At 69.9% G+C, this 19390-nt stretch carries 12 protein-coding genes; 2 read left to right on the forward strand and 10 right to left on the reverse strand.

The features are described 5' to 3' along the window. Positions 1 to 44: 44 nt before the first annotated feature. Positions 45 to 2993: an AMP-binding protein gene (locus FDA94_RS11890; protein WP_137247123.1), complete on the forward strand. Its 2949-nt coding sequence runs from the start codon at positions 45 to 47 to the stop codon at positions 2991 to 2993. A gap of 117 nt (positions 2994 to 3110) precedes the next feature. On the opposite strand, the gene FDA94_RS11895 is transcribed toward FDA94_RS11890, so the two are convergent. From FDA94_RS11895 to FDA94_RS11930, 8 genes are all read right to left on the reverse strand, one after another. Further along, a complete protein-coding gene (locus FDA94_RS11895) occupies positions 3111 to 3887 on the reverse strand; it encodes an ABC transporter permease (RefSeq protein WP_137247124.1) in 777 nt (258 codons plus the stop codon). Beyond that, positions 3880 to 4620, reverse strand: coding sequence for an ABC transporter permease (locus tag FDA94_RS11900; RefSeq protein ID WP_212735288.1), 741 nt, complete (start codon positions 4618 to 4620; stop codon positions 3880 to 3882). The genes FDA94_RS11895 and FDA94_RS11900 overlap by 8 nt, the downstream gene beginning before the upstream one ends. Positions 4621 to 4822: 202 nt before the next feature. Further along, complete coding sequence (locus FDA94_RS11905) at positions 4823 to 5740, reverse strand: ABC transporter ATP-binding protein (RefSeq protein ID WP_212735289.1); 918 nt, start codon at positions 5738 to 5740, stop codon at positions 4823 to 4825. Between the two features lie 134 nt (positions 5741 to 5874). Then, positions 5875 to 7410: a glycoside hydrolase family 13 protein gene (locus FDA94_RS11910; RefSeq protein ID WP_137247127.1), complete on the reverse strand. Its 1536-nt coding sequence runs from the start codon at positions 7408 to 7410 to the stop codon at positions 5875 to 5877. Between the two features lie 53 nt (positions 7411 to 7463). Beyond that, entirely contained in the window at positions 7464 to 8438 is a 975-nt protein-coding gene (locus FDA94_RS11915; protein ID WP_137247128.1) for a carbohydrate ABC transporter permease, read from the reverse strand. Positions 8439 to 8466: 28 nt separating this feature from the next. Beyond that, positions 8467 to 9390 carry a carbohydrate ABC transporter permease gene (locus tag FDA94_RS11920; RefSeq protein WP_137247129.1) on the reverse strand — a complete coding sequence of 308 codons (924 nt, stop codon included), beginning with the start codon at positions 9388 to 9390 and terminating at the stop codon, positions 8467 to 8469. 68 nt (positions 9391 to 9458) lie between these two features. Next, the gene (locus FDA94_RS11925) at positions 9459 to 10841 is read right to left on the reverse strand and encodes an ABC transporter substrate-binding protein (RefSeq protein ID WP_137247130.1); all 1383 of its coding nucleotides are present in this window, start codon (positions 10839 to 10841) and stop codon (positions 9459 to 9461) included. A 477-nt stretch (positions 10842 to 11318) separates the two neighbouring features. Next, positions 11319 to 12323, reverse strand: a complete 1005-nt coding sequence (locus FDA94_RS11930) for a LacI family DNA-binding transcriptional regulator (RefSeq protein ID WP_425460141.1) — start codon at positions 12321 to 12323, stop codon at positions 11319 to 11321. A 565-nt stretch (positions 12324 to 12888) separates the two neighbouring features. Here FDA94_RS11930 and FDA94_RS11935 point away from each other — a divergent pair. Continuing rightward, entirely contained in the window at positions 12889 to 15774 is a 2886-nt protein-coding gene (locus FDA94_RS11935; protein ID WP_137247132.1) for a galactose-binding domain-containing protein, read from the forward strand. Positions 15775 to 15840: 66 nt separating this feature from the next. On the opposite strand, the gene FDA94_RS11940 is transcribed toward FDA94_RS11935, so the two are convergent. Both FDA94_RS11940 and FDA94_RS11945 read right to left on the reverse strand, forming a co-directional pair. Then, the gene (locus FDA94_RS11940; RefSeq protein ID WP_137247133.1) at positions 15841 to 17148 is read right to left on the reverse strand and encodes a lanthionine synthetase LanC family protein; all 1308 of its coding nucleotides are present in this window, start codon (positions 17146 to 17148) and stop codon (positions 15841 to 15843) included. 32 nt (positions 17149 to 17180) lie between these two features. Next, a complete protein-coding gene (locus tag FDA94_RS11945) occupies positions 17181 to 19298 on the reverse strand; it encodes a HelD family protein (RefSeq protein ID WP_246059782.1) in 2118 nt (705 codons plus the stop codon). Between the last annotated feature and the right edge of the window lie 92 nt (positions 19299 to 19390).

Genomic DNA, 19390 nt, shown 5'->3' on the forward strand with positions numbered 1-19390 from the left:
TACTCCCCTTCCGACCGTCTGCTGTACGCGGAAGAGGTGGGCCCATGACCGCGACCCTCCCCCACTTACTTCGAGCGAGGGCCGCCGAACAACCCGGAAGAACTGCGCTGATCAGCACAGACGGCCGGGAGCTGACGTTCGGCGAATGGGACGCGGGGGCCGACTCCGGGGCACACGCCCTGCTCGGCAAGGGCTTGCAACGAGGCGATCGGGTCGGTCTGCTCTTCGAAAACGATCGGTGGTTGGATTTCGCCATCGCCTGCATGGCTGTTTTGCGGGCCGGTGGCGTCGCCGTGCCACTGCCCGTCCGGCAGTCGGCGGCGACCCTGAAGGTGATGACCGACGACTGCGCGGCACGGTGGGTGCTGACCGAGACACCATCGGGGGCACCGTCGGGGGCGCCGTCGGGCTCGGGGGTGCCCGACGTCGGCCTCTCCCCCGACGATCCCGCCCAGATCCTCTACACCTCGGGCACGACCGGGACGCCGAAGGGCGTCATGGCCACCCACGCCAACCTGGCCTGGGGGCACTCCGAGAAGCCCGCCTTCCGGGCGTTCGGCCACTCGGAGCACTTCGTGCACGCGTTCCCGATCGGCACCAACGCCGGGCAGATGATGCTGGTCAACACCCTGACCGCGCACCCGGCGGCGGTGGTGGCGGGCCGCTTCGACGCGGCGGAGTTCTGCGGCCTGATCGAGAGGTTCCGCGCCGGGACGGTGTTCGTGGTGCCCGCGATGGCGACCGAACTCCTCGACTCGGGCGCCTGGCGCGGCCACGACCTGTCGAGCGTGGTACTGCTGAGCTCGTCGGCCGACGCGCTGCCGCCCCGGGTGGCGGCCGGCCTGCCGGAGGCCTTCCCGAAGGCCACGATCGTCAACTACTACACCTCGACCGAGGCGGTCCCCGCCCAGACGACGATGATCGTCGACCCCCGCCGCCCCGACTCGGTCGGCCGCGCGACCGCCCGCGGCGACCTGATGATCGCCGACGAGCAGGGCACGCCGCTCGCCCCCGGCGAGGTCGGCGAAGTGTGGCTGCGCGCCCCCGCCGCCCAGCGGACCTACTACGGCGACCCCGGCACCAGCGCGAAGACCTTCAAGAACGGCTGGACCCGCATGGGCGACCTGGGCCGCCTCGACGCCGACGGCTACTTGTACCTGGTCGGCCGCGAGAGCGACGTGGTCAAGTCGGGTGGCCTCAAGATCTCCCTGCCCCAGGTCGAGACGGCCGTCCGCGAACACCCGGCGGTAGCCGACGCGGCCGTCGTCGGCCTGCCACACCCCACGATGGGCCAGATGATCGCCGCCGCGGTGGTCAGAAAGCCGGCACGAATCTTTTTGGAAGCGCTCACATCAGGGGGCGAGGTCCTCACCGCAGACGGGTTGCGCACTTTTCTTCATCAGCGGCTTGCCCGTAACGAGGTGCCCTCCCGTTTTGTCTTCGTCGACGCGCTGCCCCGCAACGAGCTCGGGAAGGTCGTCAAGGCCGAGGTCCGGGCGCTGTTCGCGGTCGCCGGGCCCGCCGGTCGGCCCTTGGAGAGCGCGGAGGAGCGGGCCCTGGGCCGGTTGTGGACCGGTGTGCTCGGGGTGCCCGCGACCAGTGCGGACGACGACTTCTTCGCCCTCGGCGGGGACTCCCTCCGGGCCGCCCAGCTCGCCGCACGGGTGGCCGAACGGTTCGGGGTTCCCGTCGAGGGGACGTTCGCGTTCGATCGGCCCGTGCTGGCTGAGCAGGCCGGCCAGATCCGAGCCGCGGTCGCGACCGTCTCCCACGCCGGCGGCGCGGCGGCGGAGGACGGCGCCCTCTCCGGAGTGCAGGCCCACTGGTGGCGGTGGATGCACGCCTCCGGAGAGCGGCGTCACATGCCGCCCGTGCACGTCGCGGTGCGGGTCCCGGGTGGGCTCGATCTCGGCGTGCTGGGCCGGGCGGTGGCGGAGCTCGTCCGGCGGCACGACAGTCTCCGGACGGTGTTCCGCGATCCGGGGGTGGGGCCGGTGCTGGCCTCCCTCGACGTCCCGATCGCCGTCCACCGGCGGGAGAGCGAGGCCGAGGCTGCGCTGCTGGCGGCCGAGCGGGTGCGGGCGCCGTTCGACGTCGAGAACGGGCCGCTGCTGCGGGTCGAGGTGATCGAGCTGCCTCAGGGGTGTGTGCTGGTCGTCTCCGTCCACCACCTGGTGTTCGACGGCGGGTCGGCCACAGTGCTGCTGCGGGAGCTCGGCGTCCTCTACTCCGCCTTCCGGCACGGTGCGCCGTCGCCGCTGCCGCCCGCCGTCTCCTACGGCGACGTCGTCGCGTGGGAACGCCTCGAATGGGCGCGGCACCGGCCCTGGTGGGAGGCCACCCTGGAGGGCGCTCCGGCGTCTCTGGAGCGGCTTCCCGGGCGGGCCCGAGACGTCCGGCTCTACCTGGCCGACGCGCATCGGTTCGCGGTCCCGGACGTCCGGGAGCTGGCCCGCTCGCGGGGGGCCACGGTGTCGATGACGCTGGCGGCGGCCTGGGCGCTGACCCTCGGCGCGTGGGCGCGGGCCCCCGAGCTCGTGGTCGCCACCCCGGTCAGCGGGCGGTCGAAGCCCGGGTTCGAGAACGCGGTGGGCTGCCTGTTCCGGTGGAACCTCATCACCGTCCCGGGAACGGGCGCGCTGCCCGACGTGGTCGACCACGTCAGGCGGGAGTCGCTCGCGGCCGCCGAGCGGCAGTTCCACGACTGGGGCCACCTGCACGCGGCGGTGCCGTTCCCGGCGTACTTCCGGTTCGAGAGCTGGGGACACCCGGCCCACCTGCCGGGAGTGCCGTCGGAGGAGTTCGACGTACCGGCCGGGCCGATCATGGAGTGGACGATGCCCGACGACGACCCCGACCTGCACCCGCCGGAGATCCTGATCAGCGAGTCGCACGACGGGACGCTGCGCGGCCAGCTCATCTACAACCGGCACGCCTACGAGGCGGCCGCCATCGCCGACCTGGCCGCCGACTTCGTCCGGCGGATCACGTGATTACGACCGCGCCTCCGGCACGGCGGCCAGGGCGCTCAGATCCGACATCTTCCCTCCTCCGCTCTGGTCGCTGCGCTCCCGGCGCTTCGTCAGTCCAGACGTCGGCGCGTCCTGGCGTTATCTGGCCATCAGGGTGGCCCAGCGGGCCTGGGCCACCGCCAGCATCACGCCGCCGAACACGACCAGGTAGGCGGCGTTCAGCAGCAGCCCCGGCCCGACCTCGCCCAGCGCCAGCCCCCGTGAGAGCTCGATCGCGTGGTAGAGCGGGAGCGCTTCCACCAGCACCCGCACCCATTCGGTGTAGACGGTGACGGGATAGAAGGTCGTCGCGAACAGGAACATGGGCAGCATCACGAGCTGGACGTACTGGAAGCTGTGCCAGCCCCGGGCGTAGCCGGCCGCCGCCAGGCCGAACGCGCCGAACGCGAAGGCGGTCAGCAGGCCCGCCGGCACGGCCATGACCGCCCACGGCGACCTGACCAGGCCGAAGGCCGCGATCACGGCCAGGAAGCCGACGCCGGTGACGAGCGCGCGGGCCGCCGCCCAGAGGAGTTCCCCGGCGACCATGCCGCGCACGGTCATCGGGGTGACCAGCAGCGAGTGGTAGAAGCGGTCGAAGGTGAGCTTGCCGTAGACCGTGTTGGTGGTCTCCTCCAGGGCGCTGTTCATCATCGCCACCGCGAGGAGTGCGGGGGCGACGAAGGCGGCGTACGGGACGTCGATCCCCGGCACCTCGCCGACGAGCGCTCCCACGCCGACGCCCAGGGCCAGGAGGTAGAGGATCGGCTCGTACACGGAGAAGAGCGCCATCGTCCACGGGGTGCCGCCCTTGTGCACCCACACGTTGCGCAGCACGACCAGATGGGCGCCGCCGGCGGCCGGGAGCCTAGACATAGAGCACCTTCCGGAAGGTGACCCGCCCGATCAGGATCCCGGCGACCGCCATGGCGCCCAGGTAGGCCACGTGCAGCAGGGTCATGCCGGGGGTGGCGGTGCCGAGGGCCAGCGAGCGGCAGAGGTCGGCGCCGTGCCAGAGCGGGAGGGCATACATGATCGTCTGGAGGGCGGCGGGCAGCTGTTCGACGGAGAAGAACGTGCCGGAGAACAGGTACATGGGCATGACCACGAACCGGAACACCGTGTTCAGTCGCGGGAAGTCGGTCACGGTCACCGCCCAGGCGGCGACGAGCGCCGCGGGCGCGATCCCGGTGAGCGTGGCGGCCAGCAGGACCGTCACGAAGACCGAGACGGAGGAGACCAGCCCGAAGCAGGCCATCACCACCACGAAGGCCAGCGCTCCCACGAACACCCGCAACGCGACGAACAGCAGATGCCCGCCCATCACCTCGCCCGGCGACAGGGGTGTCGCGACGGCGGTCTGGTAGACCCGCTCCCGCCCCCGCGCCGTCGCCACCCCGAACCCGGCGTCGATGAACGCGTTCTGGAACGCGGCGGCGGCCAGCATGCCCGGCGCGAAGAACTGCAGGTAGGGCACGCCCTCGACGTCACCCTGCACCAGAGATCCGAGGCCGGCCCCGATGGCCAGCAGGAACAACAGGGGGTTCGCAACCGAGACGACGACGGTGCCCTGCCAGGTCCGGCGGTACCGGAACAACCAATAGGTCAAGGCGCGGATCATCGGCCCGCCCCCGATCCGGCAGGCAGACGCGGCTCACGAAGTCTGCCATCCGCCGGCCCGGCCCGGTCCACGAACTTGGCCGTCAGTCGGCCGGCGATTAAACCGGGAGCCTCCGGAAGCCGCCCGTCTACGAGCCCAGCCATCAGTCGACCAGCGGTCGAACCACGAGCCCCGTTCATGAGTCTGGTCATCAGTCGGTCAGCGATCGGCCGGTGAGGCGGAGGAAGACGTCCTCCAGCGTGGCCCGTCGGACCAGCGCGGTCAGGGGGCGCAGGCCCACCTCCGTCACGCGGGTCAGGACCTCGTCGCCGTCGTCGGCGTAGCAGAGGAGGCGGTCGGGGAGGACCTCCACATCGCCGCCCAGCTTCTCGGCCGCCTGTTCCTGTTCCCCGGGCGGGAAGCGGAGTTCCAGGACCTCGCGGGTCACGTGGCGGTCGATGAGTTCGCGGGGGGTGCCCTCGTCGGCGATCAGGCCCTTGTCCATGATGACCAGGCGGTCGCAGAGCTGCTCGGCCTCGTCCATGTAGTGGGTGGTGAGGATCAGGGTCACGCCGGCGCTCTTCAGGCGGAACAGCCGGTCCCACAGGATGTGCCGGGCCTGCGGGTCGAGGCCGGTGGTCGGCTCGTCGAGCAGCAGGATCTCCGGGTCGTTGACCAGCGAGCGGGCGATCGTGAGGCGGCGTCGCATGCCGCCGGACAGGTGTTCGACCCGCTCCCCCGCCTTGTCGGCGAGCTGGGCGAACTCCAGCAGTTCGGCGCTCTTGGCCCGCATGCGCTTCAGGGACAGGCCGAAGTACAGGCCGTACACGATCAGGTTCTCGCGGACGGTCAGCTGCAGGTCGAGCGCGTCGTCCTGCGGGACCACGCCGAGCCGGGCCCGTAACGCCCGGCCGTGGACCACCGGGTCCTCCCCGAGGATGCGCAGGCTGCCTCCGCTGGGCTGCGACACGCACGCCAGCATCCGCATCGTCGACGACTTCCCGGCCCCGTTGGGCCCGAGGAAGCCGAAGGCCTCCCCGCGTTCGACCCGGAACCCGATGCCGGCGACCGCGGCGAAGTCGGTCCCCGGATAACGCTTCTCCAGCCCTTCGGCCTCGATCAGTGCCATGTCAGCCCCCGTAGTGGCGCGAGCCCGTGACCGATTCATCGGGCAGATTCAGGGCGCGAGCCACGGCCTGCCTTCGGCAGGCCGCGTCTCGCGCTTCCCACGAGCGGTCACGGGCCCGAGTAAATGAACCCCCGTCAGCGCAGCCAGACGGCTGTGTCGGAGGGCAGTTCGTCGCCCTCCAGCGGGCCGCTGGCCAGCAGCACCTCGGTGTGCGGGGGCAGCGGCGCGGGTTCGGCGCCCAGGTTCACGACGCAGACCAGACCCGAGTCGCGCTGGAAGGCGAGCACGTCGTCGCGTGACTCGCACCAGGTCAGGGTGCCGTCGCCGAGCAGGTCGCGGCGCAGCTTGAGGCCCGAGCGGTAGAGGCTCAGCATCGAGCCGAGGTCCTCGCTCTGCGCCTCGACGGTCAGCTTGTTCCAGTCGGCGGGCTGCGGGAGCCACGGCTCGCCGGTGCCGAATCCGAACGGCTTCTCCTGGCCCGACCACGGCAGCGGCACCCGGCAGCCGTCGCGGCCCGGCACGGTGTGCTCCGAACGGACCCACATCGGGTCCTGGCGCAGCTCGTTCGGGATGTCGTCGACCTCCGGCAGGCCCAGCTCCTCGCCCTGGTAGATGTACACGCCACCGGGCAGGGCCATGGCCAGCAGCGCCGCCGCCCTGGCCCGGCGGTAGCCGAGCTCCAGGTCGGACGGGAAGCCGTCGCGGCGGGCGCCGTGGTCCCAGGAGGTGATCTCGCGGCCGTAGCGGGTCACCACGCGGGTCACGTCGTGGTTCGACAGCACCCACGTGGGCGGCGCGCCCAGCGGGGCGTGGGTCTCCAGCGTCGTGGTGATGGAGGCGCGCAGCGCCGCCGGCTCCCACGGAGCGGCCAGGAAGTCGAAGTTGAACGCCGTGTGCAGTTCGTCGGGGCGCAGGTAGCGGGCGAACCTCTCCTGGTCGGGAAACCAGACCTCACCGATGAAGATCCGGTCCGTGTACTCGCTGTCCGCCAGGCTCCGCCAGCTGCGGTAGATGTCGTGGACCTCGGGCAGGTCGGTGTACCCGTCGGGGTCGCCGCCCTCGAAGTTCTTGACCAGCACGGCCGCCGAGTCGATCCGGATGCCGTCGACGCCGCGGTCGAACCAGAACCGCAGGACGTCGTGGAACTCCGCGTGGACCTCCGGGTTGGTCCAGTTGAAGTCGGGCTGCTCGGGCGCGAACAGGTGCAGGTACCACTGGCCGTCGGGCACCTGGGTCCACGCCGGGCCGCCGAAGATCGACTTCCAGTCGCCGGGCTCGTCGCGGAACCAGAAGCGCTCCCGCTCGGGCGAGCCGGGCCCGGCCGCCAGCGCCGCCTTGAACCACTCGCTCTGGTCGGAGTGGTGGTTCGGGACGACGTCGATGATCACCTTGATGCCCAGCGCGTGGGCCTCCTCGATGAACCTCTCGGCCTCCTCCAGATCACCGAAGGACGGCTCGATGGCCCGGTAGTCGGCCACGTCGTAGCCGCCGTCCGCCATCGGGGACGGGTACCACGGGACCAGCCACACGGCGTTGACACCGAGGTCGGCGAGGTAGGCCAGGCGGCTGCGCAGACCGGCGAGGTCGCCGATGCCGTCGCCGTTTCCATCGGCGAAGCTGCGCAGGTAGACCTGGTAGATCGCGGCCCCCCGCCACCACGTTTCGGGCATGCTGGAACAACTCCTTAGGCTTTATTGGAGAGTGGGCGACACTGGCGACGGGGTCAGCCTTTTAGGCTTCCCGCCGTCAGACCGGCCATGATGCTGCGCTGGAACACCAGGAACACCAGGATCGCCGGGATGCTCGCGATGACGAGAGCCGCGATCAGGACGTTCTGCGGCATCTGGGCCGAAAGGGAGGAGATGCCGACGCTGATCGACATCTTCTCGCTGTCGGGCAGGACCAGCAGCGGCCAGACGAAGTCCTTCCAGACGTTGACCACCGCCAGGATGGAGACCACCCCGAGGATCGGCCGGGAGACCGGAAGAACCACCGACCAGAGGATACGCATCGGCGACGCGCCGTCGATCTGGGCGGCTTCGAGCAGCTCACGCGGGATCGAGTCGAAGAACCGCTTGAGCAGGAAGATGAAGAACCCGTTGGCCGCCGCGGGCAGCCAGATCGCCCACGGGGTGTTCAGCAGGTTCCACCCGAAGATAGGCAGTTCCACCACGCTCAGGTAGGCCGGCAGCAGGATCACCATCGGCGGGATCATCAGCGTCGACAGCACCAGCGCCAGGACCACCTTGCCGAACACCGGCCGCAGCTTCGACAGCGCGTAGGCCGCGGCCACGTCGAAGGTCAGCGTGAAGAACCAGGCGCCGCCCGCGTAGATCAGGGTGTTCTTCAGGAAGGTGCCGAGGTCGAGCAGCTCCCACGCCTCGGCGTACACCGAGAAGTTCAGCTCTTTGGGGAAAAAGCTCGGCGGTACCGCGACGAGTTCGTCGGGCGACTTCATCGCGCCGGTGACCATCCAGTACAGCGGGAACACGAAGGCGAGCGTGAACCCGGTGACCACGAACGTCACGACCGTCCAGTAGACGATCTTCCCGCGCCGGGTGGTCAAGGTGTGGGGCGACACCAGGCCGCGGAACTGCTGGGGCTGTTCCTTCCGCTTCCGGCGCCGCCGGGCGTGCTTCGGCGGCGGCGCGGTGTCCTTCACGGCCCTGACGGGCCGCTGGACGGTGCTCTGCGACATCGGTGTTCCTCCTCTCTGCCGGTCTCGGCTAGGTACGGTCGCGCGAGACGCGCAGGTAGAAGGCGGAGAAGACGATGAGGACGAGCATCAGCATCAGCCCGAGCGCGCCGCCGCCGCCGAAGTTCCCGAAGCTGAAGGCGTACTGGTACATGAGGTAGGCCACCGTCACGGTCGCGTTCTCGGGGCCGCCGCCGGTCAGCAGGAAGGGCTCGATGAAGACCTGCATGGTCGCCACGATCTGGAGCAGCAGCATGACCAGCAGGATCAGCCGCGTCTGCGGGATCGTGATGTGCCACACGCGCTTGAACAGGCCCGCGCCGTCGAGCTCGGCCGCCTCGTAGAGCTCGCTGGGGATGCTCTGGAGGGCCGCGAGGTAGATCAGCGTGCCGGTCCCGAGGTTCATCCAGGTGGAGACGATGACGAGCGAGGGCAGGGCGGTCGTGGTGGAGTCGAGCCAGCTCAGCGGGGGGATGCCGACCACGCCGAGGGCCTGGTTGAACAGGCCGGCGCCCGGGTCGTAGAACCACTTGAACAGCAGCACCGCCACGGCGGGCGGCAGCATCACGGGCAGGTAGACGATCAGGCGGAGGTAGCCCTGGGCGTGCCGGATCTCGTTCAGCACGACCGCGAACACGAACGGCACGATGTAGCCGAAGACCAGCGCCAGCAGGGTGAAGATCGCGGTGTTGACCCAGGCGGAGATGAAGGCCGGGTCGTCCAGGACGGTGCGGAAGTTCTCCAGGCCGACCCACTCCGTCGAGTTCACGAAGTTGGTCTTCTGGAAGGACAGGATGAACTCCCGGACCATCGGGATCCAGGAGAAGAACGCGAAGCAGATCAGCGCCCCGGAGAGGAAGCCGTAGGCCGTGAGGTTCCGGCTCACCGCGCGCCGCAGGGCTCCGGGGGGCCGCTGCCGGGGCGGCCGGACGTCCTTCGCGGAGAGAGTCGTCATCGGTTTGCGCTCACAATCTCAACGTGACTATCGGGGGCCGGCCCTGCGACCGGCCCCCGAACTTCAGGTCAGCCCGCTGCCAGCAGCTTGTTGACCTTCTCTTCCGCATCCGCCAGCAGCTCGTCGATGTTGGCGTCCTTGCGCGTCAGGACCGCCGACATCGGGGTGTCGAGGATGGCGTAGATCTCCTGGGCCTTCGGCGGCTCCAGCTTGAAGGTCACCGACTTGGTGCCCTCGACGTACGGGGCGAAGTGCTCGGTCGGGACGTTGGCGTTGGCCTCACGGTCGGCCTGGATCTGGGCACCGGGGGCGGCGGAGCCGTACAGGTCGGTGAGGGGCAGGCCCGTGGGCAGGCCGTCGGCCTTGTTGCGGGCGTAGTCGAACTGGCCCTGGCCCGGGGTGAGGAACTTGAACTCCAGCCACTTCAGACCGGCCTTGATCTGGTCGGGGGTGGCCTTCGCGTTGAACATGTAGCCGTCGCCGCCGGACAGCGACTGGGTCGACTCGGGCACGGCGGTCACGCCGTAGTCCTCGAACTTGCCCTTGAAGTCGTTGTTCACGGCCTGGACGACGTCGGGGGCGCCGATCATCATGCCGAGCTTGCCGGAGCCCATCAGCCGCATGAGGTCTTCCCAGCGGTGCAGCTGCTTGGTGCCCATGCTGTTGTCGTCCCACCGCATCTTGCGGAGGTTCTCCAGCACGGCCTTGCCCTGCTCGCTGTTGAAGGCGGCCATCTTGCCGTCCTCGCTCACGATCGCGCCGCCGCGGGCGTAGATCGACGAGGTGAAGTGCCAGCCGCCGGTGTTGCCGGCGGAGTACTCGCCGAAGCCGACGTAGCCATTGCCGAGCCCGGCGATCTTCTTGGCGGCGTCCTGGACTTCGGCCCAGGTCTTGGGCGGCATGTCCGGGTTGAGGCCCGCCTGGGTGAACAGCGCGCGGTTGTAGACCAGGCCGGTGGCGTAGTTGGTGCGCGGCACGCCGTAGGTCTTGCCGCCGGACTCGAACACGCCCTTCACGTCGGGGCGGATCTCCGCGAAGTGCGGGGCCTCGCTCAGGTAGGGCGTGATGTCGGCGGCCTGGCCGGCCCCGATGATGCGGGCGGCGTCGGTGTAGTAGACGTAGAACAGGTCTTCCATCTGGCCGCCGGCGAGCTTCGCCTGGAAGGTCTCAGGAACGATGCAGGGGAACGCGTCCTTGCTCTCGATCGTGATGTAGGGGAACTTCGCCTGGAACGCGGTGACGTCCGCGTCCCACTGCGCGCGCTCCTTCGGGTTCGTCTTCGGAGGCTGGCAGCCGACGCTGATCGTCACAGGCGCGTTCTCTGCGGCCGGGGCCGAGCCGCCGGCAGAGGGGTTCGCGGCCGGGGCCGGGGTCTCCTCCGTGCCACACGCCGCAGCGGCGAGGGTAAGCCCCGCCACGGCCAGCAACGTCGCGATTTTACGGGATTGCATCAATGATTCCCTCCTGCCGTGGCCAACCACGACACCTTGAGAGCACCTGTCCGTCTGGCAAGTTCCGGAACGAGCCCCCCGAAGGCCCGATCGATGAAGGTGGAGTTACGAGTCCGCTTCGTGTTACCGGTTGCGAGAAACATACAGAGACGAACAAGGCTGAGCAAGAGTCATGTACTCAAGATGCAAAAAAGTGACAGTGCGACGCAGCGAACACCCTCGAAACACGAACCTGCAGGTCACAGAGATGGCCTGCCTCGATGGTCGCTCTCAGGGCGCTGTCGTGCTTGAGATGACGCCTGACAGGACCATGACCGTTCCAGTCAAACACCGGGAATCGGTCGCAAACAAGCTCCTGCCAGCGCGCATGGATTCGACGTCCAGATGAACTGGAACGACGCGGCTTTCGATGCGCAGACAAGCGAAAGCCCCGCGCTTCCGGGGAAGGCGGGGCTTCTGGCGTGGCCGGCTAGGGGGTCAGACCGCGACTCCGACGCCGGCGCCGATCCTGGCGGGGCCGGTGGAGCCCCGGACGACCAGCTCCGGTTCGTAGAGGAGCTCCTCCGCCGTGACGGGTGTTCCGTCGATCTGGTTCACCAGCAGCGTGACGGCGGCGCGGCCGATCGCCTCGATGGGCTGGCGGACCGTGGTCAGCGGCGGGTTGGTGCAGTTCATGAAGTTCGAGTCGTCGAAGCCGACCACCGAGACGTCTTCGGGGACCGACATGCCCATCCGGCGGACGGCCCGGATCGCTCCAAGCGCCAGCGGGTCGGAGGCGCAGATGATGCCGGTGACGCCGAGCCTGATCAGCCGGTTGGTGACGGCCTGGCCGCCTTCGAGCGAGAACATGGCGTGCTCGACCGCGACCTCGGCGAGGCCGGCCTTCTCGGCGGCGGCGTTGATCGCGGCCAGCTTGCGCCGGGACGGTATGTGGTCGTCGGGGCCCAGCACTATCCCGAGCCGCTCGTGGCCGAGCGAGACCAGGTGGCTGAAGGCCTGCTCCACCGCGACCGCGTCGTCGGTGGAGACGCGCGGGAAGTCAAGGTTGTCGCTCGCGGCGTTCACCAGCACGACCGGCAGGCCGATGTCGAGCAGCCGGAGGTAGTGCTCGTGGGGGGCGTCGGCCTCCATGTAGTGACCGCCCGCGAAGACCACTCCGGAGACCTGCTGCTCCAGGAGCATCTCGACGTAGTCGGACTCGGAGAGGCCGCCCGCCGTGCGGGTGCACAGCACGGGGGTGAAGCCGCGCTGCGCCAGGGCGCCGCCGACCACCTCGGCCAGCGCCGGGAATATGGGGTTGCCCAGTTCGGGCAGGACCAGGCCGACCAGGCGGGCGCGCTCCCCCCGGAGCTGCGTCGGGCGCTCGTAGCCGAGGACATCGAGGGCGGTCAGCACGGCCGCGCGGGTCGCGTCGGAGACGCCCGGCTTGCCGTTCAGCACTCGGCTGACGGTCGCCTCGCTGACTCCGACTTTCTTCGCCACTTCTGCAAGTCGACGTGTCACAGCGCAAATCATACGCCCAAGGAACGCAACCTGCTTGCATTCCACCGATGCCATCTCGCCATGAGAGCGTTTTCCACCCATCGGGCCACGATCATGGAATCCCCTCCTGTCGACCAACGCTCCAGGTGAGGACCGGAAAACGATCGTTTGCGAGGAGATACGCGCGCTTACGTGTTCTTTACACGGGGCCTGGGACATATGAACGTTACACACGACGCCCCGTTGACCGGCCGGGCGAAAGTTTGCGTACCGAACCCACCAGAGGGCCCATAAGGCCAGCTCAGTGGCGCCGTCGAAGAGCAAGCACGGGCACGTGGAGCGCTTCGGACCCCATGACCGCAGGGGTCAGGTCCTGTCAGACCTCCACAGACGAGCCCTTTTGCGAAATCAAGTTGAAATATTGCGGACTTCTGTTGGCCATCCTATGGTGTGCTCATCTCGACACCGCCGATCGCGACGGAGGTGGCGAGCACCCCTCAGGCCCGTGTCACCCGCCGACCCCCCGGCGACGGCGCAGGCCCGCACCTGACAGAAGGGTCCGCCGATGCCTGAATCGGTAATCCGATCACGTCGTCTGTCCGCCGCCCTCGCGAGCGCCGCCCTGATCGCGGCGGGCGTGGTGGCCGTCCCCACTCTCACCGGCACCGCCGCAGCCGCCACGGCCGACTCCGTCTGGGGCATCCCCGGTCGCGGCGCGACCGTCCCCTTCACCGAGTTCGAGGCCGAGGACGTCGCCCACAACGGCACCGTCATCGGGCCCAGCCGGATCTACACGACGCTCCCCTCCGAGGCCTCCGGCCGCCGGGCCGTGACGATCGACTCGCCGGGCGAGTACGTCGAGTTCACCCTGACCAAGCCGGCCAACGCGATGACGGTGCGCTACAGCATCCCCGACGCGAACGGCGGCCAGGGCCAGACCATCAACGCCGACATCCGCGTCGGCGGCGCCAAGCTCAAGGACATCTCCCTGACCTCGGTGTACAGCTGGTTCTACGGCGGCTACCCGTTCAACAACAACCCGGGTGACACCAACCCCCACCACTTCTACGACGAGACCCAGACGCTTCTCGGCCAGACCTACCAGGCCGGTACGAAGATCCGCGTCCAGGCCCAGTCGAACACCCCCATCACGGTGGACGTGGCCGACTTCGAGGTCGCCCCCGCGGCGATCGGCAGGCCGGCCGGCTCGCTGTCGGTCGACGAGTTCGGCGCCGCCCGCAACTCGTCGACCGACTCCACCGCCGCCTTCCAGGCCGCGGTCGACGCGGGCAAGGCCCAGGGCAAGGAGGTGTACATCCCCGAGGGCACGTACACCCTCTGGGACCACGTGGTCGTCGACGGGGTTACCCTCCGCGGCGCCGGCCCCTGGTACACCAAGCTGACCGGCCGCCACCCGACCCAGCGCAACCGCGCGGTCGGCATCTACGGCAAGTACGTCTCCGGCGGCGGCTACCAGGGCGGCATCCGCGCCCACGAGGCCGGCGGCCCGAGCCGCAACGTGGTCGTGCGCGACCTGCACATCCTCGGCGACATCCGCGAGCGGGTGGACGACGACCAGGTGAACGCCATGGGCGGCGCGATGACCGACTCGGTCGTCGACAACGTCTGGATGGAGAACACCAAGGTCGGGGCCTGGATGGACGGCCCCATGAACAACTTCGTCATCCGCAACAGCAGGATCGTCGACCAGATCGCCGACGGCGTGAACTTCCACACCGGCGTGACGAACTCGACGGTGACCAACACCTTCGTCCGCAACAGCGGCGACGACGGCCTGGCCATGTGGCCCGACCGGATGGCGAACGTCAACAACACCTTCAGCTTCAACACCGTGATCGCGCCGATCCTGGCCAACAACATCGTCAGCTACGGCGGCCGGGACATAAAGATCACCGACAACGTGGTCTCCGACACGCTGACCAACGGCGGCGGCATCCACATCGCCAACCGCTATCCCGGGGTCAACTCCGGCCAGGGCACCGCCGTGGCGGGCACCCACACGGTGGCCAGGAACACCCTGATCCGGACCGGCAACAACGACTACAACTGGCGCTTCGGCGTCGGCGCGATCTGGTTCTCCGGCCTCAACGAGCCGGTCAACGCCACGATCAACGTGACCGACACCGACATCATCGACAGCTCGTACGCCGCCATCCACTTCATCGAGGGCAGCACCCAGACGGTCAACTTCAAGAACGTCAACATCGCCGGCACGGGCACCTACGTGATCCAGGCCCAATCGGGCGCCCGGACCACCTTCGAGAACGTGCGGGCGTCGTACATCGGCGCCGGGACGGCGATCCACAACTGCGTGGGCGGCGCGTTCGTGGCGACCGACCTGGGCGGCAACTCGGGCTGGTCCCCCAACAGCACGACCTGCACCGGGACCTGGCCGAACCCGAACTACATCTATCCGGGCGGCGGCGGCGGGAACCCCTCGCCTTCTCCGTCGCCCCCCACCTCGCCGAGCCCCAGCCCGAGTCCCAGCCCCAGCCCGAGCCCGTCGACCTGCAATCCCGGCACCGGTGACCTGGCGCGGAACAAGACGGTCACGGCGACCACCACCAACGGCTCCTTCGTCCCGGGCAACGCGGTCGACGGCAACGCCGACTCGTACTGGGAGAGCGCCAACAACCAGTTCCCGCAGACGCTGACCGTCGACCTGTGCGCACCGGTCAACGTCCAGCGCGTGGACCTGAAGCTGCCGCCCGCCACCGCCTGGAACACCCGCACCCAGACCATCGCCGTTGAAGGCTCGACGAACAACTCGTCGTGGACGACCCTCTCGGCCTCGGCCGGGCGGACCTTCAACCCGGCGACCGGGAACACGGTGTCGATCAACACCACCGCCGCGACCGTCCGCTACCTGCGCGTCGTCGTGACGGGCAACACCGGCTGGCCGGCCGCGCAGCTCTCGTCGGTCGAGGTGTACGGCACCCCGGGCGCCACCCCCTCGCCCTCGCCGTCCCCTTCGCCCTCGGCCTCGCCCTCGCCGACCCCCAGCCAGCCGGCCGGGAACCTGGCGCAGGGCCGCCCGGCCACCGCCAGCGGCGTCGCCCAGAACTACGGCCCCGGCAACGCGGTCGACGGCAACGCCAACACGTACTGGGAGAGCACCAACAACGCCTTCCCCCAGACGATCACCGTCGACCTCGGCCAGAACCGCACGGTCGGGCGCGTCGTCCTGAAGCTGCCCCCCGCGTCGGCCTGGGCCACCCGCACCCAGACCCTGTCGGTCCTCGGCTCCCAGGACAACTCGACGTGGAACACCCTGTCGGCCTCGGCCGGCCGGGTCTTCAACCCGGCGAGCGGCAACACGGTGACCATCACGTTCACCGGCAGCAGCCAGCGCTACCTGCGCCTGAACGTCACCGGCAACACCGGCTGGCCGGCGGCGCAGATCTCCGAGTTCGAGGTGTACGGCTCCTAGCTCGGACCACGTGACCGGCGCCCGGGAGGAGGGAGGACGCCCCTCCCCCCGGGCGTCAACGCGTGTCTAGAGGGAGTCGGCCGGGACCGGGATCGCCGGGAACGGGTTGTCCGGGAGCAGGATCACCCGACGGGCGTCGCGGCCCTCGCGCGCCGCCGCCAGGTGCAGCAGCGCCGCGCCGATCCCCGCCGCGCCGACCATGTAACCGGTGTCGGCCGTGATCTCGTGGGGCCGCAGCCGCCGGTACGCCTGGTACCAGCGCATCCCCCGCCCGTCGTCGCGGGTGGCCCGCTCGATCAGGTCGTCGCCCAGTTCGGTCGCCACGTCGAGGTATTCCCGGGTGCCCGTCGCGGCCCACAGGCCGACGAAGAACTCGATCAGCCCGGCCGCGCCGCAGCACTGGCATGCCACGTTCCAGTAGCCCTCGCTGCGGCGTTCGGGCACCCCGCTGTTGATGACGCCGCGGGCCAGGCGCTCGACCCAGTCGAGGTCGCCGGGGTCGCCGGTCACCCGGTAGAGCTCGTGGAACAGCCGGGCCACCCCAGCCGAGCCGGAGCAGAAGCCCAGGTAGTTGAGCGCCCGCGCGTGCGGCACGTGGTGGGGCACCAGGGCGCACTTGTCGCTGACCGAGCTGACCATCCGGACGAAGTCGGCCGCGCGGCGGGCCGCCGCGAGGAACATGCCGTCGCCGGTCACGCCGTAGAGGCGGGCCATGAGGAAGCCCGATCCGGCCGTGCCGGACAGGAAGCCGGGGGTCACCGCGTCGACCGGGAGGTCGCCGCCCTCGGCGCCGAACTGGTGGCCGGGGACGACCTGGCCGGCGATGGTGCGGCCGGTCATGATGGCGACCTCTTCGAGGTCGTCACGGCCGAGCATGCCGGCGATGTGCAGGAGGCCGAGGGCGATCCCGCCGTCGCCGCGCTGCGACACGTCGCCGGTCCAGGTCAGACCCTCTCTGGACGGCCGCTGCGACGCGAGCACCCGCTCGGCGATGCGCTCGGCCGCGACCTGGTGGGTGGCGTCGCCGGTGGCCCAGTAGGACTCGGTCAGCGCGAAGACCAGGCCCATCAGGCCGTGGTAGAAGGTCGGGTCGGTGATCGTGCCCGAGACGGTGACCAGGTGGTCGGCCCCGGCCAGGGCGTCGTCGAGGTAGGACTGGTCGCCGGTCGCGGCGGCCAGTTCCAGGTAGAACAGGACGATCCCGGCGGCGCCCGAATAGAGGGTGGCCGAGTGGCCGGCGTTGGCGGAACGGCCGCCGGGGTCGGGGTTGGCGAGCCAGTGGTGGCCGTGGTCGTCGTCGACGGCGGCCTCGCGGATCCACCGGGCGGCGTGGATCGCCGCGGTGACCGGCGTGTCGGCTTCCGTCCGCCCCATGTCGCCTCCCGGTATTTCCTACAAGGATAGTCTTATTTAGCGAGCCCGGCGAGCGGGGGCGGCAGCTCACGCTCATGGATCAGCACCAGGCGGCGGGTCGCCCTGGTCATCGCCACGTAGAGGTCGCGACCGGCCAGTTCCTCGGGCCACAGCACGATGACGCCGTCGAATTCGAGCCCTTTTGAGGTCGTCACGGTCAGCAGCGCCACCGGCGAGTCCAGCGGATCGAGCGTAACGGCTTCCGGGACCATCGACGCGACTTCCGCATACCGTTCACCGGACGTGATGATCGCCAGCCGGCCCTCCCCGTCGGCGAGGAGGTCTCGGGCCGCGGCGGCGATCTCCGCCCTGAGCACGTCGTTCAGCCCGGACTGGGCGGTCTGGACCACTCGGGGCGGCTCTTCGGCGGGCCGCACCGAAATCGGGGGTTCCTGGTCGGGGGCGATCTCCTTCAGGACCTCGGCGGCGGCGTCCATCACGTCTTTGGGGGTGCGGTAGTTGACCGTGAGGCGCTCCTCGCGCCAGGTGACGTACTGGTCGAGCATCTCGCCCCAGCTCGTCGCGCCGGCCGGGGAGCCGGTCTGGCCGATGTCGCCGACGATCGTCATCGAGCGGGTCGGGATGCGCCGCATGATCATGCGCCAGGCCATCGCGGAGAGCTCCTGGGCCTCGTCCACGATCACGTGGCCGTAGACCCACTTGCGGTCGCGCTCGGCCCGCTGGGCGGTGGTGACCTCCTCGCCGGGGGTGGCGTTCCAGTCGGCCAGCAGCGCCGCCTCGACCTCCTCCACGCCGGTGACGGTGAGCACCTCGCGGGCGAACAGCTCCTGCTCGGCCCGGTCGTCGTCGTCGCGCCGCGCCGGGCCGGGCTCCTCGCCGAGCAGCTCTGCGGCCTCGTCCAGGAGGGGGATGTCACCGGTCGTCCACGGGTCGCCGGGCGCCTTGCCGAGCATCCCCCGCACGAGCTCCTGCGGGGTGACGACCGGCCACAGGGCGTCGATGGCCGCCCTGACCGGGGGTTCGTGCCAGAGGACCTTCCTGATGTACGCCAGCTCGTCGGCGTCGGCGGGCCGGTCGAGTTTGGCCGTCTCGTCGATCGCGAGCGCGCGCAGCAGGTCGAGGACCATCAGCTTGCGGGCCACGTTGTGGGGGCGGCCCGACCTGCGGGCCCGGTCGCGGGCCTCGGCGCAGAGGTGGTGCGGGACCGCCAGGTCCAGCCCGTCGACGTGGATCTCCAGGTCGCCCTCGGGCACCCGCTGCCGGTCGGCCACCGCCCGCGCGACCGCGTCGACCATGCCGAGGTCGCCCTTGATGACGGCCTGGAACGGCTCGTCGTCGGCCGTGGCGGTGACGCCGGGGAACAGGTCGCCGACGCCGGCCAGCACCACGTCGGTCTCGCCCAGCGAGGGCAGGACCTGGCTGATGTAGCGCAGGAAGGTCGTGTTCGGGCCGACGACCAGGACGCCCCGGCGTTCGAGGGTCTCGCGGTAGGCGTACAGGAGATAGGCGGCGCGGTGGAGGGCGGCGACGGTCTTGCCGGTGCCGGGGCCGCCCTGGACGACGAGGGTGCCGTGCAGGCCCGACCGGATCACCCGGTCCTGCTCGGTCTGGATGGTGGCCACGACGTCGCCCATCCGGCCGGTGCGCCTGCGCCGGAGGGCGGCCAGCAGCGCGGCCTCGCCGACGAAGCCGCCGTCGACGTCCTCGCGGTCGAGGTCGAAGACCTCGTCGTCGACGCCGACCACGGTCCGGCCCCTGGTCCGCAGGTGGCGGCGGCGCACCAGCGTGCCCGGGTAGGAGGGGGTGGCGGCGTAGAAGGGCCGGGCGGCGGGGGCCCGCCAGTCGACCAGGATCGTCTCGTGGTCGTCGTTGCGCAGCCCGACGCGGCCGATGTAGAGGGTCTCCTCCAAGACGTCGTCGATGCGCCCGAAGCACAGGCCGCGCTCGACGCCGTTGAGCTGTGCCAGCCGTCTGGCGTGCTCCTTGGCCGACACCTCGCGCTCGACCCGCGCCTGGTGGGTGCCGCCCGAGGCGCCCTTGGCGTATTCGGTCTTCAGAGCCTCGGCCGTCCGGCGCCGGACGATGTCGAGCCGGTCGTAGAGCTGGGTGATCCGGCTCTGCTCCAATTCGAGCACTTGACGATTGGCCACGCTAGTGCTATCCTCTCCAACGGAGCTATGTGAATTGTGCAGCGACTGAGGCCGCAATTCATCAGGATAGCTCCTTTTTCATGCGCGCATCC

Source organism: Herbidospora galbida, assembly GCF_005233835.1.
GTDB classification, from domain to species: domain Bacteria; phylum Actinomycetota; class Actinomycetes; order Streptosporangiales; family Streptosporangiaceae; genus Herbidospora; species Herbidospora galbida.